General features: G+C 62.2%; 22 protein-coding genes. 17 read left to right on the plus strand and 5 right to left on the minus strand.

The annotated features are described in order from the left end of the window. The first annotated feature begins 49 nt into the window (after nucleotides 1-49). The 6 genes from FHX11_RS24190 (at nucleotide 50) to FHX11_RS24215 (ending at nucleotide 5,640) form a co-directional block, all read left to right on the plus strand. Complete coding sequence (locus FHX11_RS24190) at nucleotides 50-433, plus strand: DUF4345 family protein (protein WP_184362041.1); 384 nt, start codon at nucleotides 50-52, stop codon at nucleotides 431-433. A 262-nt stretch (nucleotides 434-695) separates the two neighbouring features. Then, a complete protein-coding gene (locus FHX11_RS24195; protein ID WP_184362044.1) occupies nucleotides 696-1,262 on the plus strand; it encodes a F0F1 ATP synthase subunit delta in 567 nt (188 codons plus the stop codon). Beyond that, nucleotides 1,262-2,791 (plus strand): F0F1 ATP synthase subunit alpha, encoded by a 1,530-nt coding sequence (atpA, locus tag FHX11_RS24200; RefSeq protein WP_184362047.1) that lies wholly within the window; start codon nucleotides 1,262-1,264, stop codon nucleotides 2,789-2,791. The genes FHX11_RS24195 and atpA overlap by 1 nt, the downstream gene beginning before the upstream one ends. 29 nt (nucleotides 2,792-2,820) lie before the next feature. Beyond that, nucleotides 2,821-3,705 carry a F0F1 ATP synthase subunit gamma gene (locus FHX11_RS24205; RefSeq protein ID WP_184362050.1) on the plus strand — a complete coding sequence of 295 codons (885 nt, stop codon included), beginning with the start codon at nucleotides 2,821-2,823 and terminating at the stop codon, nucleotides 3,703-3,705. Between the two features lie 22 nt (nucleotides 3,706-3,727). After that, on the plus strand, nucleotides 3,728-5,158 hold the full coding sequence (gene atpD / locus FHX11_RS24210) for a F0F1 ATP synthase subunit beta (RefSeq protein ID WP_184362053.1): 1,431 nt from the start codon (nucleotides 3,728-3,730) through the stop codon (nucleotides 5,156-5,158). Between the two features lie 74 nt (nucleotides 5,159-5,232). Then, nucleotides 5,233-5,640 (plus strand): F0F1 ATP synthase subunit epsilon, encoded by a 408-nt coding sequence (locus tag FHX11_RS24215; RefSeq protein WP_184362056.1) that lies wholly within the window; start codon nucleotides 5,233-5,235, stop codon nucleotides 5,638-5,640. 82 nt (nucleotides 5,641-5,722) lie between these two features. Here the strand turns inward: FHX11_RS24215 and FHX11_RS24220 are convergent, their stop codons facing one another. Together FHX11_RS24220 and FHX11_RS24225 are read right to left on the minus strand one after the other, a co-directional pair. Then, nucleotides 5,723-6,937, minus strand: a complete 1,215-nt coding sequence (locus tag FHX11_RS24220; RefSeq protein WP_184362058.1) for an acyltransferase — start codon at nucleotides 6,935-6,937, stop codon at nucleotides 5,723-5,725. Nucleotides 6,938-7,122: 185 nt separating this feature from the next. Then, the gene (locus tag FHX11_RS24225; RefSeq protein WP_184362061.1) at nucleotides 7,123-7,698 is read right to left on the minus strand and encodes an NAD(P)H-dependent oxidoreductase; all 576 of its coding nucleotides are present in this window, start codon (nucleotides 7,696-7,698) and stop codon (nucleotides 7,123-7,125) included. Between the two features lie 74 nt (nucleotides 7,699-7,772). On the opposite strand from FHX11_RS24225, the gene soxR reads away from it, so the two are divergent. Beyond that, a complete protein-coding gene (gene soxR / locus FHX11_RS24230) occupies nucleotides 7,773-8,237 on the plus strand; it encodes a redox-sensitive transcriptional activator SoxR (RefSeq protein WP_184362064.1) in 465 nt (154 codons plus the stop codon). Nucleotides 8,238-8,320: 83 nt separating this feature from the next. Here the strand turns inward: soxR and glpD are convergent, their stop codons facing one another. Beyond that, nucleotides 8,321-9,832, minus strand: coding sequence for a glycerol-3-phosphate dehydrogenase (glpD, locus tag FHX11_RS24235; RefSeq protein ID WP_184362067.1), 1,512 nt, complete (start codon nucleotides 9,830-9,832; stop codon nucleotides 8,321-8,323). Between the two features lie 115 nt (nucleotides 9,833-9,947). Then, the gene (locus FHX11_RS24240) at nucleotides 9,948-10,721 is read right to left on the minus strand and encodes a DeoR/GlpR family DNA-binding transcription regulator (RefSeq protein WP_184362070.1); all 774 of its coding nucleotides are present in this window, start codon (nucleotides 10,719-10,721) and stop codon (nucleotides 9,948-9,950) included. Between the two features lie 99 nt (nucleotides 10,722-10,820). Here FHX11_RS24240 and FHX11_RS24245 point away from each other — a divergent pair, with 99 nt between their 5' ends. The 3 genes from FHX11_RS24245 to FHX11_RS24255 all read left to right on the plus strand — a co-directional run bounded on the left by FHX11_RS24245 (nucleotide 10,821) and on the right by FHX11_RS24255 (nucleotide 12,519). Continuing rightward, complete coding sequence (locus FHX11_RS24245) at nucleotides 10,821-11,591, plus strand: SDR family oxidoreductase (protein ID WP_184362073.1); 771 nt, start codon at nucleotides 10,821-10,823, stop codon at nucleotides 11,589-11,591. A gap of 102 nt (nucleotides 11,592-11,693) precedes the next feature. Further along, nucleotides 11,694-12,032 (plus strand): metalloregulator ArsR/SmtB family transcription factor, encoded by a 339-nt coding sequence (locus FHX11_RS24250; RefSeq protein ID WP_184362076.1) that lies wholly within the window; start codon nucleotides 11,694-11,696, stop codon nucleotides 12,030-12,032. 139 nt (nucleotides 12,033-12,171) lie between these two features. Continuing rightward, a complete protein-coding gene (locus FHX11_RS24255) occupies nucleotides 12,172-12,519 on the plus strand; it encodes a DUF3088 domain-containing protein (protein ID WP_184362080.1) in 348 nt (115 codons plus the stop codon). 23 nt (nucleotides 12,520-12,542) lie between these two features. On the opposite strand, the gene FHX11_RS24260 is transcribed toward FHX11_RS24255, so the two are convergent. Further along, nucleotides 12,543-13,157 (minus strand): glutathione S-transferase, encoded by a 615-nt coding sequence (locus FHX11_RS24260; protein ID WP_184362082.1) that lies wholly within the window; start codon nucleotides 13,155-13,157, stop codon nucleotides 12,543-12,545. Nucleotides 13,158-13,258: 101 nt separating this feature from the next. Here FHX11_RS24260 and ftrA point away from each other — a divergent pair, with 101 nt between their 5' ends. The 7 genes from ftrA to FHX11_RS24295 all read left to right on the plus strand — a co-directional run bounded on the left by ftrA (nucleotide 13,259) and on the right by FHX11_RS24295 (nucleotide 21,568). After that, nucleotides 13,259-14,224 carry a transcriptional regulator FtrA gene (gene ftrA / locus FHX11_RS24265; protein ID WP_184362084.1) on the plus strand — a complete coding sequence of 322 codons (966 nt, stop codon included), beginning with the start codon at nucleotides 13,259-13,261 and terminating at the stop codon, nucleotides 14,222-14,224. A 136-nt stretch (nucleotides 14,225-14,360) separates the two neighbouring features. Continuing rightward, the gene (locus tag FHX11_RS24270) at nucleotides 14,361-15,257 is read left to right on the plus strand and encodes a LysR family transcriptional regulator (RefSeq protein ID WP_184362086.1); all 897 of its coding nucleotides are present in this window, start codon (nucleotides 14,361-14,363) and stop codon (nucleotides 15,255-15,257) included. A gap of 116 nt (nucleotides 15,258-15,373) precedes the next feature. Then, complete coding sequence (locus FHX11_RS24275; RefSeq protein WP_184362088.1) at nucleotides 15,374-15,853, plus strand: formate dehydrogenase subunit gamma; 480 nt, start codon at nucleotides 15,374-15,376, stop codon at nucleotides 15,851-15,853. Then, nucleotides 15,850-17,406 (plus strand): NADH-quinone oxidoreductase subunit NuoF, encoded by a 1,557-nt coding sequence (locus FHX11_RS24280; RefSeq protein ID WP_184362090.1) that lies wholly within the window; start codon nucleotides 15,850-15,852, stop codon nucleotides 17,404-17,406. Before FHX11_RS24275 ends, FHX11_RS24280 begins: the two co-directional genes overlap by 4 nt. A gap of 5 nt (nucleotides 17,407-17,411) precedes the next feature. Next, complete coding sequence (gene fdhF / locus FHX11_RS24285) at nucleotides 17,412-20,291, plus strand: formate dehydrogenase subunit alpha (protein ID WP_184362092.1); 2,880 nt, start codon at nucleotides 17,412-17,414, stop codon at nucleotides 20,289-20,291. A 187-nt stretch (nucleotides 20,292-20,478) separates the two neighbouring features. Beyond that, the gene (fdhD, locus tag FHX11_RS24290; protein WP_184362094.1) at nucleotides 20,479-21,306 is read left to right on the plus strand and encodes a formate dehydrogenase accessory sulfurtransferase FdhD; all 828 of its coding nucleotides are present in this window, start codon (nucleotides 20,479-20,481) and stop codon (nucleotides 21,304-21,306) included. Next, nucleotides 21,296-21,568: a formate dehydrogenase subunit delta gene (locus tag FHX11_RS24295; protein ID WP_184362097.1), complete on the plus strand. Its 273-nt coding sequence runs from the start codon at nucleotides 21,296-21,298 to the stop codon at nucleotides 21,566-21,568. Before fdhD ends, FHX11_RS24295 begins: the two co-directional genes overlap by 11 nt. Nucleotides 21,569-21,610 lie beyond the last annotated feature (42 nt).

Here is a 21,610-nt window from a genome sequence, read left to right on the forward strand (position 1 = left end):
GCCATAAGTCGGCTCGCGTGACTGATTTGGGTTGATTTGGGGACGATCGATGGAGTTCTATTTTCCGACCGAATTCGGCGAGCGGCTTGCTTTTTGCTCGGCGGCTTTCACGGCGCTCATCGGTCTGATCGTGATGTTCGCGCCCGGCTACACCTATCGCCTCCTGCGACTGCAGGTCCGGGAGGGACGCTCGGAAGCTTACGCGGAGGCGCGTTCAGCCGGTGGCTTCATGGTCGGTTTCGGGCTCGCCTCCATATTGCTTGCGCAGCCGATGATTTATCTGGCGCTCGGCGCCTCCTTCGCGATCGCCGCTTTCGGCCGGATTCTCTCCCTCATGTCCGACCGTGGAAGTGTCTGGTTGAATCTGCTTCTTCTGGTTGTGCAACTGGTCCTTGCGGCTCTACCACTTCTATATGGATCTGGTTACATTTGAGACGAAAATGGGCGGTTCGGGGCTCCAAATGCCCCGGCTATCCCCATGCTTCTGAATTTTTGCCATCATAAATTCACTCGAATGGCGTATTCGGCGAATACGCGTGTTGCGAGTCTGAATATCCTATGTTAGACGAACCCCGAATTTCGGATGAGGCGGGAGCGCGCTCCTGCTGATTTCTGGGGGAAATCAAAACGAATTCAAGAGCATATGGCTTCCGCGCCCCGGAAGCCGAATTCTTGGGTTGTAATCAGGGAATTTTGTGCCCGTGGCAGACACATCCCAGCATACTTCTGGTGTTGCAGAGCGATATGCCTCGTCATTGTTCGAACTGGCCCTTGAAGAGGGCGCCGTCCCGGCAGTGACCGCCGATCTCGATCGGTTTCAAGCCATGTTGGACGAAAGCGCCGATCTCAAGCGCTTCGTCTCCAGCCCGGTCTTTTCGGCGGAAGAACAAGTCGGTGCCGTTCAGGCGCTGGCGGCCAAGGCCGGCTTTGGCGTCCTCGTCGGCAATTTCCTCAAGGTCGTGGCGGGCAATCGGCGCCTTTTTGCGCTGCCGGGCATGATCAAGGCTTTCCGGATCATCGCCGCGCGCCATCGCGGCGAAGTTTCCGCCGAGGTTACCTCGGCGCATGCGCTGACCAAGGCGCAGGAAGATGAACTGAAGGCGGCGCTGAAGGGCGTCACCGGCAAGGACGTGGCGATTAACGTCACCGTCGATCCGTCGATCCTCGGCGGCCTGATCGTCAAGGTCGGCTCGCGTCAGATCGATACGTCCCTTCGCACCAAACTCTCCACCCTTAAGCTTGCATTGAAAGAGGTCGGCTGATGGATATCCGCGCCGCGGAAATTTCCGCAATTCTGAAAGATCAGATCAAAAATTTCGGCAAGGAAGCCGAAGTCTCCGAAGTCGGCCAGGTTCTTTCCGTCGGTGACGGTATCGCCCGCGTCTACGGTCTGGACAATGTTCAGGCCGGCGAAATGGTCGAATTCCCCGGCGGTATCCGCGGCATGGCGCTGAACCTCGAATCCGACAATGTCGGCGTGGTTATCTTTGGTTCCGACCGCGACATCAAGGAAGGCGACACCGTCAAGCGCACCGGCGCGATCGTTGACGTTCCGGTCGGTCCGGAGCTGCTCGGCCGCGTTGTCGACGCGCTCGGCAATCCGATCGACGGCAAGGGCCCGATCAACGCGACCCGCCGTTCGCGCGTCGACGTCAAGGCTCCTGGCATCATTCCGCGCAAGTCGGTTCACGAGCCGATGTCGACCGGCCTCAAGGCCATCGACGCGCTGATCCCCGTCGGCCGCGGCCAGCGCGAGCTGGTCATCGGCGACCGCCAGACCGGCAAGACCGCCATCATCCTCGACACGATCCTGAACCAGAAGTCCATTCAGGATAACGGTCCGGACAGCGAAAAGCTCTACTGCGTCTACGTCGCCGTCGGCCAGAAGCGTTCGACTGTTGCCCAGTTCGTCAAGGTGCTCGAAGAGCGCGGCGCGCTGAAGTACTCGATCGTCGTTGCGGCAACCGCTTCCGATCCGGCTCCGATGCAGTTCCTGGCTCCGTTTGCCGGCTGCGCCATGGGCGAATATTTCCGCGACAACGGCATGCACGCGCTGATCGGCTATGACGATCTGTCCAAACAGGCCGTTGCTTACCGCCAGATGTCCCTGCTGCTGCGCCGCCCGCCGGGCCGCGAAGCCTATCCGGGCGACGTTTTCTACCTGCATTCGCGCCTGCTCGAGCGGGCCGCCAAGATGAACGACGAACTGGGTGCCGGCTCGCTCACCGCACTGCCGGTCATCGAAACGCAGGGCAACGACGTTTCGGCCTTCATTCCGACCAACGTGATCTCGATCACCGACGGCCAGATCTTCCTCGAAACCGACCTGTTCTATCAGGGTATCCGCCCGGCTGTTAACGTCGGTCTGTCGGTTTCGCGCGTCGGTTCGTCCGCGCAGATCAAGGCGATGAAGCAGGTTGCCGGCTCGATCAAGGGCGAACTCGCCCAGTATCGCGAAATGGCCGCCTTCGCCCAGTTCGGCTCCGACCTCGATGCCGCAACGCAGCGCCTCCTGAACCGCGGTGCCCGTCTGACCGAACTCCTGAAGCAGCCGCAGTTCTCGCCGCTGAAGACGGAAGAGCAGGTTGCGGTGATCTTCGCCGGCGTCAACGGCTACCTCGACAAGATCGCGGTTCCGCAGATCGGCAAGTTCGAGCAGGGCCTGCTGTCCTACCTCCGCTCGGAAGGCAAGGATATCCTCGATGCGATCCGCACCGAAAAGGCTATCAGCGACGCGACCAAGGGCAAGCTCATCGCTGCTCTCGACAGCTACGCCAAGTCTTTCGCCTGATCGGACCTCACTTCTAGGACGGATACCGGATGCCTTCACTTAAGGATCTGAAAAACCGGATCGCCTCCGTCAAGGCGACGCAGAAGATCACCAAGGCGATGAAGATGGTCGCTGCGGCGAAGCTTCGGCGTGCGCAGGAGGCGGCCGAGGCCGCGCGGCCTTATTCGCAGCGCATGGGCGCCGTTCTTGCCAATATCACGGCTGCCGTCAGCGACGCTGACGGCGCTCCGCCGCTGATGACCGGCACCGGCAAGAGCGACGTGCACCTGCTCGTCGTCTGCACGGCCGAACGCGGCCTTTGCGGCGGCTTCAATTCGCAGATCGCGCGTTTCGCCCGCGACCACGTTCGCAAGCTCATCGCCGAAGGCAAGACCGTGAAGATCTTCACCGTCGGCAAGAAGGGCTACGACATCCTGCGTCGCGAGTATGCGTCGCTGATCGTCGAGCGCAAGGAACTGCGCGACGTCAAGCGCATCGGCTTCGACAATGCGGATACCATCGGCAAGCGCATCATCGAGATGTTCGAGGCTGGTGAATTCGACGTCTGCACGCTGTTCTATTCCGAATTCAAGTCGGTGATCAGCCAGGTGCCCACCGCGCTGCAGCTCGTCCCGGCTTCGGCTCCGGCCGCTGTCGAGGAAGACGCGGCTCACAAGGGCGCAGTTTATGAATACGAGCCGGATGCGGCTTCGATCCTCGCGGACCTGATCCCGCGCAACATTTCCGTTCAGATCTTCCGCGCGTTGCTCGAAAACGTCGCCGGCGAGATGGGTGCGAAGATGAGCGCGATGGACAATGCGACGCGCAACGCCGGTGAGATGATCAACAAGCTGACGCTGAACTACAACCGTCAGCGTCAGGCACAGATCACCAAGGAATTGATTGAAATCATTTCGGGCGCGGAAGCGCTCTGAGGTTAGGAAAGAGGGTAAGAATATGGCTGACGCAGCTACCCCCGCAGGTTCTGTCGGTAAGGTCACGCAGGTTATCGGCGCCGTTGTGGACGTTGCTTTCGAAGGCGAGCTCCCGGCGATCCTGAACGCGCTTGAAACCGACAACAACGGCAATCGTCTGGTTCTCGAAGTCGCACAGCACCTCGGCGAAAATTCCGTCCGTACGATCGCCATGGACTCGACCGAAGGTCTGGTTCGTGGACAGCCGGTCAAGGACACGGGCGCACCGATCTCGGTTCCGGTCGGTCCCGAAACGCTCGGCCGCATCATGAACGTCATCGGCGAGCCCGTCGACGAAGCCGGTCCGCTGGTCACCGCGACCAAGCGCGCTATCCACCAGGACGCTCCGTCTTACGTCGAGCAGTCCACCGAAGGCCAGATCCTGGTCACCGGCATCAAGGTCGTCGACCTGCTGGCGCCTTACGCAAAGGGCGGCAAGATCGGCCTGTTCGGCGGCGCTGGCGTTGGCAAGACCGTTCTCATCATGGAACTGATCAACAACGTCGCCAAGGCGCACGGTGGTTACTCGGTCTTCGCCGGCGTGGGTGAACGTACCCGCGAAGGCAACGACCTCTACCACGAAATGATCGAATCCGGCGTCAACAAGCATGGCGGCGGCGAAGGCTCCAAGGCTGCGCTCGTTTACGGCCAGATGAACGAGCCGCCGGGCGCCCGCGCCCGCGTCGCCCTGACCGGTCTGACCGTTGCCGAAAACTTCCGCGATGAAGGCCAGGACGTTCTGTTCTTCGTCGACAACATCTTCCGCTTCACCCAGGCTGGTTCGGAAGTGTCAGCTCTGCTCGGCCGTATTCCTTCGGCCGTGGGCTATCAGCCGACGCTCGCCACCGACATGGGCCAGATGCAGGAACGCATTACCACGACGACCAAGGGTTCGATCACCTCGGTTCAGGCCATTTACGTTCCGGCCGACGACTTGACCGACCCGGCGCCGGCCACCTCGTTCGCCCACCTGGACGCAACGACGGTTCTGTCGCGCTCGATCGCCGAAAAGGGCATCTATCCGGCCGTCGATCCGCTCGACTCCACCTCGCGCATGCTCGACCCGATGGTCGTCGGCGAAGAGCACTATGAAGTCGCTCGTAAGGTCCAGTCGACCCTGCAGCGCTACAAGGCTCTCCAGGACATCATCGCCATCCTGGGCATGGACGAACTGTCCGAAGAGGACAAGCTGGCCGTTGCCCGCGCCCGTAAGATCGAGCGCTTCCTGTCGCAGCCGTTCTTCGTCGCCGAAGTCTTCACCGGTTCGCCGGGCAAGCTCGTCGCCCTCGAAGACACGATCAAGGGCTTCAAGGGCCTGGTCAACGGCGAATACGATCATCTGCCGGAAGCTGCTTTCTACATGGTCGGCTCGATCGAAGAAGCGATCGAAAAGGCCAAGAAGCTGGCTGCCTGATAAGGCCAATCCAACGGCGTGCGGTTCTCTGCGCGCCGTTGCCTTGAAATAAGACAATCGAGAAGTGACCGGTCATGGCTGACAATTTCAATTTCGAACTGGTGTCTCCGGAGCGTCTGCTCCTGTCGGAGCAGGTCATCGATGTCGTCATTCCCGCGACCGAAGGCGAAATGACCGTCATGGCCAATCATGCGCCGACCATGACCACGATCAAGCCGGGCGTCGTGAAGGTGCATTCGGCTTCCGGCAAGAAGCAGGATTATGTCGTGTTCGGCGGCTTCGCCGATATCCTGCCCACCGGCTGCACGCTGCTGGCCGAATCGGCGATCCCGGTCGAAGATCTCAACCAGGATGAACTGACGCGCCGCATCAATGCGGCCAAGGCCGAGCTTGAGGATGCCGAGCATCACGAACACAAGTCCCGCCTCGAGCATTTCATCATGGAACTCACCCATCTGAGCGGCACGATCCAGAAGGATTGATCTGTCGGTTCAGACTGTGATTTCGAATGAGAGCGGCCTTTGCGGGCCGCTTTTTCGTTGTCTGGCCGCAGGCTATCTGCCTTCAGGCGACGCGGGTGGTTCGCCGTGTCGCCTCCTCCTTGGCGCGGGCCCAGCGCATGACGGGGTATTCCAGGAAAAAATAGCTGATCGTGCCGATGGCGAAGATGATGGCGGTTGCGGCAAGGCTTGAGACGATCCATCCGCCGAGCACATCCGCGGAGCCTGTGCCGAAGCTCCAGGGAAACAGTGTCTTCATCAGCACCAGCACGATGTCCTGCCAGATGTAGACGCCGAAGGAGACGGTGGCGACATAGCGGCTCAGGCGGTTGTCGAGTATTTGACCCAGCAGGACCGATTGCGGCAGCAGGCAGAGGGCTGCCGCGATCGCCATCGGAAAGACCGGAAAGCCGTAGGGAATGCCGAGCCAGGCGTAGCCTTCCCCGCTTCCGCCCACCGCCATGCGGATATCGATCGCGGCGACGATCATCGCAAGGATTGCAGCGATGTCGAACAGCGGCGAGCGCCGTTCGGGAAGCATGGTCTGGATACCCGCCGCCAGGCCGCCGATGGCGAAGATCGCGAAGAAGCCGATCGGATTGTAGCGCGGCATCCACTCCTTGGCGCCGCCCTGGAAACCATAGATCCAGCCGCGCCCGGCACTGTCGAGGGGGATATAGGTGACGATCAGCCAATGGCCGAGAAGCGCTATGGCGATCAAGCCGATCCAGAGGAGGCGGCCGGGCAGACGCCCGAGGCGCCGCATCGGCCGGCCGAACAGCAGGAGAAAGCCGATCGGCAACAGCACATAGCAGGTCGTCTCGAACGGGATCGACCAGAGCGGCCCATCGCCCTCGACGGGGAAGAAGCTGCGCCAATGCCATTGGCTCATCAGGAAGAAGCCGGCGATATAGCGCCCGGCCAATTCGCCATCGAGCGCGAAGCCATAGACCGTGACGCTCAACAGGAAGCCGGTGGTGAGTGCAAACCAGAAGCCGGGCAGGATGCGGGCGGCGCGGCGCATGGCGTAGATTTTCAGCGAAGGCGGTGGAAGATCCCTGTCGAGTGCCCGCCAGAAGGGTCGAGACAACAGGAACCCGCTGAGGACGAAGAAGACCGAGACGCCGTAATTGCCGTAACGCGCCAGATAGAAGGGCATGGCCAGATCGCCGGGAACGTGATGGAAGTCCATCCGCAGCGCCAGATGATGGACGAGCACCATCAGGCACGCGATGGCGCGCATGAAATCCGCTCCTCCCAGGCGCGCTTCTTTCTCCATTCCCTCCCTCGCAGGACTCCTCACGCGTAAGGGTTAGGCCAAGCAGACGAAGTGGGCAAGCGTCAGGTTTGATCGTTCGCAGAGGAAAAAACGGGCGCCCGGCTCCATGATATCGGGGCCGGACGCTGCGCCGGTCTTCCGCACCTGCCAGAAACGGAAAGCCGGTATTGCGGTCAAGGCAGCGTTCAGGCGGCGATGGAGCGGTAGGGGCGCGAGAGGCGGGCGGGCTTCAGGGCGGCGCTCCACCAATGCAGCCGGGCGATCATCCGCACCAGCGCCTGCCGGGCCTCGATCGGATTGTCCAGCGTGCCGTCCTCGCCGAAGCGGCCCCAGGGATTGGCGAAGCTGACGGTGTCGCGCACCGTGACGGTGTGGAGCTCGGCAAGCACCACCCGCAAATGCTCGACCGCGCGCAGCCCGCCGGAAATGCCACCATAGGACACGAAGGCAACCGGCTTGCCGTGCCATGGTTCATTGACGAGATCGAGCACGAATTTCAGCGCCGCCGGAAAACTGTGATTGTATTCCGGGGTGACGATGATGAAGGCATCCGCCTCGGACAGCCGCGCGGCAAGGGCGTGGACGGCCGGATGCTCGCCCTCATGATGAACCGGCAGATCGAATTCGAGTGGATCGATGATATCGAGCTCGATGAGCGGATAGTGCGCCAGCTCCCTGGCGACCCATTTCACCACGCGATCGCAAAGCCTGCCTTTGCGGGTGCTGCCATAGAGGATTGCCAGGCGGGTCGGTTCGGTCATGCGTTGCTCCTGCTTTACGCGCTTCGGAGTTGCAGCTATAAAACCTCAAGTAAAGTTGAGGTCAAGGAGGTCCGATGCGAAAAATCACGGCTGATGAATTTTCCAAACTGCTGACGGTGGGCGAGGTGGCGGCGCGCAGCGGGGTGGCGGTATCGGCGCTGCATTTCTACGAAACCAAGGGGCTGATCGAGAGCCATCGCAACCGTGGCAACCAGCGGCGCTATGCGCGCGAGGTGCTGCGCCGCGTCGCCGTCATCAAGGTGGCGCAGCGCGTCGGTGTTCCCTTGGCCGAAATCCATGCCGCGCTGAAGACCCTGCCACAAAGCCGGACGCCGACGGCGGCCGACTGGGGCGTGCTCTCCGAGCGATGGAAGGACGATCTGGATGCCCGCATCAAGCGGCTGCAGAACCTGCGCGACCAGCTCGACGGCTGCATCGGCTGCGGCTGTCTCTCGCTGGAGAACTGTCCGCTGCGCAATCCGTGGGACGTGCTGGCCGAGGAGGGGCCGGGACCGAGGCTGCTCGATCCGGAAAATTGAGGCGAGGAAGCGGGAGGGCTCTCTCCTCCCGTTTTGACGCAATTCCGGATGGAAAACCGCTGTGCAGTTTTCCTGGAATTGCTTTAGGCGTGAACGCGGGTGCCGGCCATGTAGTCCTCAAGGGCCAGCGCCTGATCCTTCGAGAGATAAAGGCCCTTCTTCGAGCGCCGCCACAGGATATCCTCGGCCGTATAGGCCCATTCATGCGCCATCAGATAGCGCACTTCCGCCTCGTAGAGATCGCTGCCGAAGTTGCGGCCGAGATCGGCGATGCTCTTCGCGTCCCCGAGGATCGTCGCGGCGCGGGTGCCGTAGCGGCGCACCAGCCGGCGCGCATGCGCATCGGCCAGGAAGGGGTAGCGCGCCTTGAGCTTGGCGACCTCGGCCTCGTAGCCGCGAGCCGGGAAGTCGCCGCCCGGAAGCGAGCTGCCGGCCGTCCACGGCGTTCCCTTGAGGCCGATGGCTTCGCCGATCTTTTCCAGCGCATGTTCGCCGAGCCGGCGGTAGGTGGTGAGCTTACCGCCGAAGACATTGAGCAGGGGCGCCTCGCCCTCGGCACCCTCGATCTTCAGCACATAGTCGCGCGTCGCCTCCTGCGCCTTGCTTGCGCCGTCGTCATAGAGCGGGCGCACGGCGGAATAGCTCCAGACGATATCCTCGGGCCGCACCGGCTCCTTGAAATATTCGCTGGCGGCGTTGCAGAGATAGGCGGTTTCCTCTTCGGAAATCTTCACATCCTTCGGATCGTCCTTGTAGTCGCGATCGGTCGTGCCGATCAGGGTAAAGTCCTGCTCGTAGGGGATGGCAAAGATGATGCGGTTGTCGGGGTTCTGGAAGAAATAGGCGCGCGGATCGTCGAATTTTTTGCGAACGACGATGTGGCTGCCCTGCACGAGGCGGACATTGTGTGCCTGGTTCTTGCCGAAGGCTTCCGACAGGACATGGTCGACCCAGGGGCCGGCGGCGTTGATCAGCATGCGCGCCTTGAAGAGGCGTTTCTCGCCGGTGACGGTATTCTCCGTTTCGATTGTCCAGAGCCCATTTTCACGGCGGGCCGACACCACCTTGGTCCGCGGCATGATCAGGGCGCCGCGATCGGCGGCGTCGCGAGCATTGAGCACCACCATGCGGGCATCGTCCACCCAGCCGTCGGAATATTCGAAGGCCTTGGTGAACAGCGACTTCAGCGGCTTTCCGGCCGGGTCGGTCTTCATGTTGAGCGTTGCCGTCGGCGGCAGCAGCTTGCGCCCGCCGAGATGATCGTAAAGGAAGAGGCCGAGGCGGATGAGCCAGGCCGGCCGGATACCGCCCTTGTGATAGGGCAGGACGAAGCGCATCGGCCAGATGATATGCGGCGCCATTGCCCAGAGCACTTCGCGCTCCATCAGCGATTCGCGCACGAGGCGGAACTCATAATGCTCGAGATAGCGCAGGCCGCCATGGATGAGCTTGGTAGCGCCGGAGGACGTGCCCGATGCGAAATCGTTCATCTCGGCAAGCGCGACCTTATAGCCGCGCCCCGTCGCGTCGCGGGCGATGCCGCAACCGTTGATGCCGCCGCCTATGACGAAAATGTCGTGGATCTGCTCGCTCACGCGCCCCTCCGCAAAGCCCCGCCATCATGAAAGATGGATAATTCGAAAATTAATCCATCTAAAGCGAAATCAATACGAATGTCAAACGAACGTTTATTGACGGACGCTTCCGCCCTCAGGCCTGTCTGCGCGCGGTTTCGACCATGCGGACGCCGTGTTCGGCCGCAGCCGTGCGCACCGATTCCACCCGACATTCGTCGGTCACGAAGGTATGGACCTGGGAGAGGTGGCCGATGCGCACCGGGGCGGTGCGTTCGAACTTGGTGCTGTCGGCCACCAGGATGACGTGACGGGCATTGGCGATGATCGCCTGCGCCACTTTCACTTCGCGGAAATCGAAATCCAGAAGCGCGCCGTCGGCATCGATGGCGGAGGTGCCGATGACGGCGTAGTCCACCTTGAACTGCCGGATGAAATCGACTGCCGCTTCGCCGACGATACCGCCGTCCGAGCCGCGCACCACGCCGCCGGCGATGACGACCTCGATCGATGGGAAGATGCGCAACTTATTGGCAACATTGATATTATTGGTAATGACCATCAATTCGTGATGGCCGAGAAGCGCTTCGCCGACGGCTTCCGTCGTGGTGCCGATATTGATGAAGAGCGAGCTGTTGTTGGGGATCAGCCCGGCGGCGGCGCGGCCGATCGCCTGCTTTTCGGGAGCCGCGATCGAGCGGCGTGCTTCGTATTTGACGTTCTCGGTGCCGCCGGGAAAGATCGCGCCGCCATGCACGCGCGACAGGACGCGGCCGTCACAGAGATCGTTGAGGTCCTTGCGGATGGTTTGCGGGGTCACGGAAAAGCGTAGCGCCAGTTCCTCCACCAGCACGCGGCCTTCGGCCTTGGCGATTTCCAGAATTTCCGTCTGCCGTCCGGACAGGAACATGCTCGGCGCTCCCTTTCTTTCGTTTTTTTCATCATCATATGTTAAAGTGAAAATTCCGCAATTGCTGGCGCGCAGATTCTGCGTTTTGGAGGGGCCACCATGTTTCATCCGAAGCTATTCGAAAATCGCAATGTCGTGGTGACCGGCGCCGGGCGCGGTATCGGGCTGGAGGTGGCGCGCCAGTTTCTCGACTGCGGCGCGCGGGTGCTCGTCCATGTCGGCCGCGACGGCGATCGCGAACTGCCGGATTTCCTCCTCGACGCGCAGGCCGAGCGCCGCGCCTTTCTCGTGCCCGGCGATTTCACCGCCGCGACCGGCACGAGGGATTTCGCGCTTGCCGCCGCCGATGCCTTCGACCGCGTCGATGTGCTGGTCAACAATGCCGGCACCATGCTTGGTCGCTTTCCCGCCGGTGAGTTGACCGATGAGCAGTATGACCGGATCGTCCAGCTCAACCAGACCTCCGTCGTCGAGGTGACGCGGGCGCTGCTGCCGTTGCTGCAGGCGGCGGGGCAGGCGGCGATCGTCAACACGGTCTCGATCTCGGCGCTGACCGGCGGCAGTCCGGGATCGGCGATCTACTCCGCCTCCAAGGCTTTCGTTGCCACCTATTCGAAGGCCCTGGCGCGAGAACTGGCGCCGGACGGCATCCGGGTGAATTGCGTGTCGCCGGGAACCATCACCACGGATTTCCATGAGCGCTACTCCTCGAAGGAGAAGCTCGAGCTGACGCGGCGTTCGATCCCGCTGCAGCGCCTCGGCACGGCGGAAGATTGCGCCCCGGCCTATCTCTTCCTGTCGGCGCCGACGCTCTCCGGCTACATCACCGGTCAAGTGCTGGAGATCAATGGCGGGCAACTTATTTGCTGATTAAACGGACCTTTTTTGGTGCTTGCCATGTTTCGAGCCAGCTTCTGAATTCATACTATTATATGCATATCCGAATGTGATTTTGTCGTCATAGGCCGTCATATGTCGTCGTCTTTACCGCTTGGCGGTGCTGCTGAGTTTAATGTCGAGGAACTGGATGCCCGCGCCCGCAGGGCCAGCGTTTTGCTGAAAGCCCTGTCCCACGAGACGCGGTTGATCATCCTCTTCATCCTGGCCAAGAGCGAAAAGACCGTCATGGAGATCGAAGCGATCCTGGGGCTGCAGCAGGCCGTGGTGTCGCAGCATCTGGCGCGGCTGCGGCTGGAAAAGCTGGTCGACACGCGCCGCGAAGGCCGGCTCGTCTATTATGCCGTCGCGAGTTCCGAAATCTGCGACGTGATCGAAACCCTGCAGGAAGCTTTCTGCGGCCGCGACCGTTGACCCTGACGGTCGGACGACCCTGCCGGCCGCTTGTGTGATGTCGACAGCGGGGGGATTGTCACGGGCGATGGTTTCCGCTGGCGCGACTTGGCTACTCCTTGCATCGCGCGCGTGAGGTTCGAGATAGATGGAGCCGACGATGACCCGCGACAGACTCTTTTTATTACGCCCCGGATTTGAAGATCCAGCCTATCCCGGTCGGCGCTTCTATTGCTGGCATTGTGCCTTGATGGAGGGTGTCCTGGCATCGTTTCCCGAGTTGGCGCAGCGGTTCGATGTCGAGCGGATCGCGTGGCCGAGGCCAAGGCTTCCCGTCATCGCGCTGGTGGGAGAGGAACATCAGTCCCTGCCGTTGCTGATACTGTCGGATGGCGAAACGTCGAAATATCAAACCGGCATGTTCCAAGGGAAGGCATTCATATCCGACAAGGACAAAATCCTTGCCGCACTTTCGGAGCGGCATGGATTTCCCGATCCCCATCCTTGAGCGAGACCCCTGAATATCCCCGGCTAATCCGGCGGCAAGGTCAGAAACTCGCAGAGTGCTTCGGCTCTTTGCGACAGAGCTGCGAGAGCGGGATAGTCGGTCGCCGATACGAATTGCGGTAGAGCATCCCGGGTGAAGCGCCAGGCGACGGCGGTGGTGATATCGGCCTGAAGCGGTCTGGAACCAAAGCGCCAGTTCCCGATATCTGCGAACTCGGCTTCGAGCAGGTCATAAGCCGACGACAATTGGCCTTTCACGCGGTCGATCCAGGGTTGATGCTGTTTCTCGACGGGCCTCAGATTGAACTCATAGACGATCTGAACCGTTTTCTCGGAGGCTGCCAAGGCAAGGCCTATGACCCGTTGCGAACGGATGTGGTCGTGGATATCCGACGGGGTCAGCCGCCTTTCGGGCGGCACCAGCCGTTCCAGATATTCAAGGATCAGCGTCGAATCCAATAGGACGCTTCCGTCATCGGTGACGAGCGTCGGCGCCTTCACGATGGGATTGATCGCGGCGAAGGTGTCGAAATCGCGGAAAACCGACAGGGGTTGATGCTCGAACGGCAAGGCCATCGCCTTCAGCGAGATGCCGACACGACGAACATAGGGAGAATCCAGCATTCCGATCAGACGCAAGTCGGTTCCTTTCAAATGGTATCGAGCGCAAATCATGGTGCATGATGGCCGTGAAAGCATGCAGCTTGCCAGTGGCATGATCGGCCATTATCGTTCTGATCATGCCAAACCCGACACCGCATCTTGTCGCAATTCTTGCCTATGACGGGCTTTGCACGTTTGAATTCGGCTGTGCGGTGGAGGTGTTTTGCCAGTCGCGCCCGGAAATGGGGCAGGACTGGTATCGCAGCGTTGTTGTCGCCAGCGCATCCGAGCAGGTACGCGGCCTGGGTGGCGTCCGTGTTCAGGCCGACGGCGGTCTGGAGCTGCTGGAAGCAGCCTCGACAATCGTCATTCCGGGTTGGCGGGGGCCTTGCGAGCCGGTGCCGCGGGATATTGTGGATGCTCTGCGCCGGGCTCATGCGCGCGGATGCCGGCTGGTCGCCATATGCGGCGGCGCTTTCGTCCTTGCCGCGACCGGCCTTCTGGATGGCAAGCGCGCCACGACGCATTGGCATCATGTCGCAAAGCTGGCCGACGCCTATCCCGGCATTACGGTCGAGCCCGACGTTCTCTATGTCGACGAGGAGCTGCTTCTGACCTCAGCCGGGAGTGCCGCCGGTCTCGATCTCTGCTTGCATGTGGTTCGCAAGGATTTTGGAGCAAAAGCCGCCAATCGGGTTGCGCGCCGTCTCGTGATCCCGACCCATCGGGAAGGAGGGCAGGCGCAATTCATCGAGCGGCCCGTCGCGGCCAGGGCGGGAACCCGGACCGGTGTCTTGCTGGATACCATCCGCTCGCGACTGGCTGAGCCGTGGCCGATCGAGAAGATGGCGGCCGAAGCGGGCACGAGCGTCAGGGGCGTTTATCGTCACATCCGCGGCGCGACCGGCCTCGCCCCCGGAGCCTGGGTTGTCGCCGAGCGCATCGCGAGAGCGAGGGAGCTGCTGGAAGATACCAATCTGTCCGTGGAGACCATTGCGCGGCAAGTCGGCTTCGGCGCGGCCATGACCCTGCGGACTCATTTTCGCAGAATGGTGGGCCTGTCCCCGTCCAGCTACCGTCTCCAGTTCGAGGTTGGTGAGTGAGCGGCTTGTCGCGAAATTCCCCGCGGCGTGTTTCAGCCCGTCGCGGATGCCGGATATCCGTCTCGCGGCGCGTTCTCCCGTCGCAATCTTGCACTCATGCTCCACCCCATCTAACTCTTTCATCGGGGAGAGTTGAATGATCGACAAGCTGGAATTCTTTATCGCGCTTGCCAACCAGAAGCATTTCGGCCGCGCCGCCGAGGAATGTGGGGTGACGCAGCCGACTTTGTCGGCGGCGATCCGCCAGCTGGAGGATCAGCTCGGCGTGATGCTGGTCAGCCGCGGCTCGCGCTTCCAGGGCCTGACGCCGGAAGGGCAGCGCGTGCTGGAATGGGCACGGCGCATTGTCGGCGATACCCGGACGATGCGGGAGGAGATGCGGGCGGCGCGCAAGGGCCTGACCGGCCATATCCGCATCGCCGCCATCCCGACGGCGCTTGCCATGGTGCCGAAGATCACCGCGCCGTTTCAGGAGCGGCATCCGGACGTCACCTTTTCCATCATCTCGCGCAATTCGCTGCAGGTGCTGAGCCTGCTGGAAAATCTCGAAATCGATGCCGGCATCACCTATCTGGAGAACGAGCCGCTCGGGCGCGTCACCAGCGTACCGCTCTATGCCGAGCGCTACCATCTGATCACGGCGGCGGGCAGCCCACTGTCCGATCGCGCCAGCGTCACCTGGAACGAAGTCGGCCATCTTCGGCTTTGTCTATTGACCGCCGACATGCAGAACCGCCGGATCATCAACCGGCATCTCAGCGAAGCGGGCGCGGTTGTGCAGCCGACCCTGGAATCCAATTCGATGATCGTCTTGTTTTCCCATGTGCAGACCGGGCGCTGGGCGAGCATCATGCCGAAGAATATCGCCGATTCCTTCGGCTTTCTTGCCGATATTCACAAGATCCCGATCACCGATCCGGATGCCGAGCATCTTGTCGGTCTGGTAGCGACCCATCGCGAGCCATTTACGCCGCTCGTTTCCGCCTTGCTGCATGAGGCGCGATTGCTCGCGGAAGGCGACAAAAGTCGATAGATTTTTTCTATCGTTTGACGGGACTGCCTTATTGATCCCCGGATTTATCCCTGCGATTTTCGTTTCGTGGGCGTGCGCCGCGCGCGGCCATGGAGGAAAGCCTGGGAGGGCTGCTTATGAATTTGCATCTTGGCTCGGGCGAGATCGCTGCCCGTGCCGGCGCCATCATCGACAGCATGAAGTCGATGGAAGGTCCGCTCCTGCCGATCCTGCACGGGCTCCAGGAGGAGTTCGGCTATGTGCCGCAGGACACGCTGCCGCTGATCGCCAGCGCACTCAATCTGTCGCGCGCCGAAGTGCACGGCGTCATGACCTTCTATCATGATTATCGCGATCACCCGGCAGGCCGGCATGTGTTGAAGCTCTGTCGCGCCGAAGCCTGTCAGTCGATGGGTGGCGATCAACTGGCCGAGCGCGTCAAGCAACTGCTCGGCATCGATTTCCATCAGACGACGCTGGACGGCAGCGTGACGCTGGAGCCGGTCTACTGTCTCGGGCTCTGCGCCTGCGCGCCGGCGGCGATGCTGGACGGCGAGCTTTATGGCCGGCTGGACGAGCATGAGGCGGAAGACCTCGTGAAGGAGGCACGCCGATGACGGTGAAGATCTACGTTCCCCGCGATGCGGCCGCTCTTTCCCTTGGTGCCCAGAAGGTGGCGGAAGCCGTTGCGCGGCAGATCGCTAGCCGTGGACTGGACGCGCAGATCGTGCGCAACGGCTCGCGCGGCATGTTCTGGCTCGAGCCGTTGGTCGAGGTCGAAGTTGACGGCAAACGCATCGGCTACGGGCCGGTGAAGGCCAAGGATGTGCCGGCATTGTTCGACGCCGGGCTCGCGGAAGGTGGCGAGCATCCGCTCTGTCTTGGGGAGGTCGAAAGCCTCCCATTCCTTAAGGAACAGACCCGCCTGACCTTTGCCCGCTGCGGCGTTATCGAGTCCCTTTCACTGGAAGACTACGAATCCCACGGTGGCCTAAAGGGTCTGCGCCGCGCCATTGGCATGGCGGCCGGCGATATCGTCAAGGAAGTGACCGAGTCCGGCCTGCGCGGCCGTGGCGGCGCGGGCTTCCCGACCGGCATCAAATGGAAGACGGTGCTCGATGCGCCGGGCGACCGCAAATATATCGTCTGCAATGCCGACGAAGGCGACAGCGGCACTTTTGCCGACCGGATGATCATGGAGGGCGATCCCTTCGTGCTGATCGAAGGCATGGCGATTGCCGGGATTGCCACGGGCGCGACCAAAGGCTTCGTCTATGCGCGTTCGGAATATCCGCATGCCATCGCCGTAATGACCGAGGCGGTCGAGGTCGCCAGGAGTGCCGGCATTCTCGGGCCTTCCGTTCTCGGTTCAGGTAAGGCATTCGATATCGAGATCCGCACCGGCGCCGGCGCTTACGTTTGCGGCGAGGAGACGGCACTGCTCAACAGCCTGGAAGGCAAGCGCGGCATCGTGCGCGCCAAGCCGCCGCTGCCGGCGCACAAGGGCCTGTTCAACTGTCCGACCGTCATCAACAACGTCATCTCGCTCGCCTCGGTCCCCATCATCATGGACAAGGGTGCGGCCTTCTACCGCGATTTCGGCATGGGCCGTTCGCGTGGCACCATTCCCCTCCAGATTGCCGGTAACGTCAAATATGGCGGCCTTTACGAGACGGCCTTCGGCCTGTCGCTCGGCGATATCGTCGACAGGATCGGCGGCGGCACGGCGACCGGTCGTCCCGTCAAGGCCGTGCAGGTCGGCGGGCCGCTTGGGGCTTATTTCCCGCGCGCCCTGTTCGATACGCCGTTCGACTACGAGGCTTTCGCGGCCAAGGATGGTCTGATCGGCCATGCCGGCATCGTCGTCTTCGACGATACCGCCGACATGCTGAAGCAGGCGCGTTTCGCCATGGAGTTCTGCGCGGTCGAAAGCTGCGGCAAGTGCACGCCCTGCCGCATCGGCTCGACGCGCGGCGTCGAGACGGCCGACAAGATCGCCAGAGGGATCGAGCCGGAGAAGAACAGGGTGTTGCTCGCCGATCTCTGCAACACGATGAAGTTCGGCTCGCTCTGTGCCCTCGGCGGCTTTACGCCCTATCCCGTCATGAGCGCCATGACCCATTTTCCGGAGGACTTTTCTCCGGCTCCCTTGATTGAAGCGGCGGAGTAAGACCCATGTCCCTCGTTCCAGAAATCGATTACGGCACACCGGCCTCCCGCTCCGAAACCATGGTGACGCTGACCATCGACGGGCGCCAGATCACCGTGCCGGAAGGCACGTCGATCATGCGGGCCTCGATGGAAGCCGGCATCCAGGTGCCGAAGCTCTGCGCCACCGACATGGTCGATGCCTTCGGCTCGTGCCGCCTCTGTCTCGTCGAGGTCGAGGGCCGCAACGGCACGCCGGCCTCCTGCACGACGCCGGTGGCGCCCGGCATCGTCGTGCACACGCAGACGAGCCGCCTGAAGGACATCCGCCGCGGCGTGATGGAGCTCTATATTTCCGACCATCCGCTCGACTGTCTGACCTGCGCCGCCAATGGCGATTGCGAATTGCAGGATATGGCCGGTGCCGTCGGCCTGCGCGACGTGCGCTACGGTTACGAGGGCGACAACCACGTCAAGGCGCGCAACAGCGGCGACATCAATCTGAAATGGATGCCGAAGGACGAGTCCAATCCGTACTTCACATACGATCCCTCGAAGTGCATCGTCTGCTCGCGCTGCGTGCGCGCCTGCGAGGAAGTGCAGGGTACATTCGCGCTGACCATCGAGGGCCGTGGCTTCGGCTCGCGCGTCTCGCCCGGCATGCACGAGCATTTCATCGATTCGGAATGCGTCTCCTGCGGCGCCTGCGTACAGGCCTGTCCGACCGCGACGCTGACGGAAAAGTCGGTGATCGCCATCGGCCAGCCGGAACATTCGGTCGTCACCACCTGCGCCTATTGCGGCGTCGGTTGCTCCTTCAAGGCGGAGATGCGCGGCGAGGAGCTGGTGCGCATGGTGCCGTGGAAGGACGGCCAGGCCAATCGCGGCCATTCCTGCGTCAAGGGCCGCTTCGCCTATGGCTATTCGACCCACAAGGATCGCATCCTCAATCCGATGGTCCGCGAGAAGATCACCGATCCCTGGCGCGAAGTCACCTGGGACGAGGCCTTCGCCCATATCGCCACCGAGTTCAAGCGGCTGCAATATCAGTATGGACGCGACTCCGTCGGCGGCATCACCTCGTCGCGCTGCACCAATGAAGAGACTTTCCTGGTGCAGAAGCTGGTGCGCGCCGGCTTCGGCAACAACAATGTCGATACCTGCGCCCGCGTCTGCCATTCTCCCACAGGCTATGGCCTCGGCCAGGCCTTTGGCACTTCGGCCGGCACGCAGAATTTCGACAGCGTCGAGCATTCCGATGTCGTTCTCGTCATCGGCGCCAATCCGACGGACGGCCACCCGGTCTTCGGCTCGCGGCTGAAGAAGCGGTTGCGCCAAGGCGCCAAGCTGATCGTCATCGATCCGCGCCGCATCGATCTGGTGCGCACGCCGCATGTCGAGGCGAGCTACCATCTGCCGCTCAAGCCGGGCACCAATGTCGCCGTGCTGACGGCGCTCGCCCATGTCATCGTCACCGAAGGCCTGTTCGACGAAAAGTTCATCCGCGAGCGTTGCGACTGGTCGGAATTCGAGGATTGGGCGGCTTTCGTCGCCGAGCCGCATCACAGCCCGGAAGAGTCGGAAAAGTTCACCGGCGTTCCCGCCGATCTGGTTCGCGGTGCGGCCCGCCTCTATGCCACGGGCGGCAACGGCGCGATCTATTACGGTCTCGGCGTCACCGAACACAGCCAGGGCTCCACCACGGTCATGGCGATCGCCAACCTCGCCATGGTGACGGGCAATATCGGCCGTCCCGGCGTCGGTGTGAACCCGCTGCGCGGCCAGAACAATGTGCAGGGTTCCTGCGACATGGGCTCCTTCCCGCACGAGCTGCCGGGCTATCGCCACATCTCCGACGATGCGACCCGCGATATCTTCGAAAAGCTCTGGGGCGTGAAGCTCAACAACGAGCCGGGCCTGCGCATCCCCAACATGCTGGATGCCGCCGTCGAGGGCACATTCAAGGGCATCTACATCCAGGGCGAGGACATTCTCCAGTCCGATCCGGATACCAAGCATGTCGCCGCCGGCCTTGCCGCGATGGAATGCGTCGTCGTCCACGACCTCTTCCTGAACGAGACGGCCAATTACGCGCATGTCTTCCTGCCCGGCTCGACCTTCCTGGAAAAGGACGGCACCTTCACCAATGCCGAGCGCCGCATCAACCGCGTGCGCAAGGTCATGAGCCCGCGCAACGGCTATGCCGACTGGGAGGTGACGCAGAAGATGGCGCAGGCCATGGGGCTCGGCTGGAACTACACGCATCCGTCCGAGATTATGGACGAGATCGCCGCGACGACGCCGAGCTTCGCGCTCGTCTCCTACGACTACCTGGAGAAGATGGGTTCGGTGCAGTGGCCCTGTAACGAAAAGAAGCCGCTCGGCTCGCCGATCATGCATGTCGACGGCTTTGTGCGCGGCAAGGGCAAGTTCATCCGCACCGAATATGTTGCGACCGACGAACGCACCGGCCCGCGCTTCCCGCTGCTGCTCACCACCGGACGCATCCTCAGCCAGTACAATGTCGGCGCGCAGACGCGGCGAACCGAGAATGTCATGTGGCACGCCGAGGACCGGCTGGAGATCCATCCGCACGATGCCGAACAGCGCGGCATCCGCGAGGGCGACTGGATCAAGCTCAGCAGCCGTTCCGGCGACACGACATTGAGAGCGCTGATCACCGATCGCGTCGCGCCGGGTGTCGTCTACACGACCTTCCACCACCCGGACACGCAGGCCAACGTCATCACGACCGATTATTCCGACTGGGCAACGAATTGCCCGGAATATAAGGTGACGGCCGTGCAGGTTTCGCCGTCGAACGGCCCGTCGCAGTGGCAGATCGACTATGACGAACAGGCCCGGCAGTCTCGCCGGATCGTTGGCAAGCTGGAGGCGGCTGAGTGAGGATGGATGTGTTGACCCCTTCTCCCCTCGGGGAGAAGGTGCCCGAAGGGCGGATGAGGGGGGCCTTCCACGCGGCGGAAATTGCCTTTCGCGTAAGCTCAAGGCGCTCGGAGCTTTCGCTCCTCGTCCCCCTCATCCGACGCTTCGCGCCACCTTCTCCCCGAGGGGGAGAAGGGGAGGCCAACTGATGACCCGCTTCCCTCCCACCACCACCGTTCCCGAAACCGCACGCCGCAACGGCTTGGTGCGCTCCGGTTCCCGCATCGTCCCCGAGGAGGTGCCGATCGCCTTTTCCTATGGCGGCTCGTCGCATGCGGTGATGATGGGCACGCCCGCCGATATCGAGGATTTCGCCGTCGGCTTCAGCCTGACCGAGGGCATCATCACCGATATCGGCCAGATCGCCGCCGTCGAGCCGGTCGAGGACGAGCAGGGGATCGACGTGCAGATCGCCCTGATCGATGATGCTGCCGATGCGCTGCGCGCCCGCCGGCGGCATATGGCAGGTCCCGTCGGCTGCGGTCTTTGCGGCATCGAATCGATCGAACAGGCGGTGCGCAAGGTGCCGGATGTTTCGGCCGTGGCGCTGACGCTGTCGCACGCCGATATCGTCAAGGCAGTTGCGCTTTTGAGCGACGGACAATTGTTGAACCGCGAGACCCGCGCGGTGCATGGAGCGGGCTTTTATATCCCGGGCAAGGGATTGATCGCCGTGCGCGAGGATGTCGGCCGGCACAATGCGCTCGACAAGCTCTGCGGCGCCGTCATCCGGTCCGGCCATAAGGGCGCGGAGGGCGTCGTTGCCGTCACCAGCCGCTTGTCGGTCGAGATGGTGCAGAAGGCCGCGATCCTCGGCAGTCCGGTCCTCGTCGCCATATCGGCGCCGACCGCACTTGCCATCCGCACGGCCGATGAGGCCGGCATGACGCTCGTGGCGCTGGTGCGCGGCGACGATTTCGAGATTTTCACCCATCCGCAGCGCATTACTCCGGGGAGCATCGCCGATGTCGCCTGACGAAACAGCTCATGATCAAACGGCCCATGAGAAGACCGGCGCGAAACTCGTCTATATGGCCAACCAGATCGCGACCTTCTTCAAGACGCAGCCGGCCAATGAGGCGGCGCAGGGTGTCGCCACGCATATCAACAAATTCTGGGAGCCGCGCATGCGGCGGCAGCTTTTCGAAATCATCGATCATGGCGATAGCGGCCTCAGCCCTCTCGTCCTCGAAGCCTCTTCGCAAATTCGCAGGCCGGAGCCGGCCAAGCAAGGCTGATCCGGCTTAGTATCTGATTTTTAAAATCTATTGGATGGACGG

The sequence above is a fragment of the Rhizobium sp. BK602 genome, from assembly GCF_014195095.1.
Taxonomy (GTDB): Bacteria; Pseudomonadota; Alphaproteobacteria; order Rhizobiales; family Rhizobiaceae; genus Rhizobium.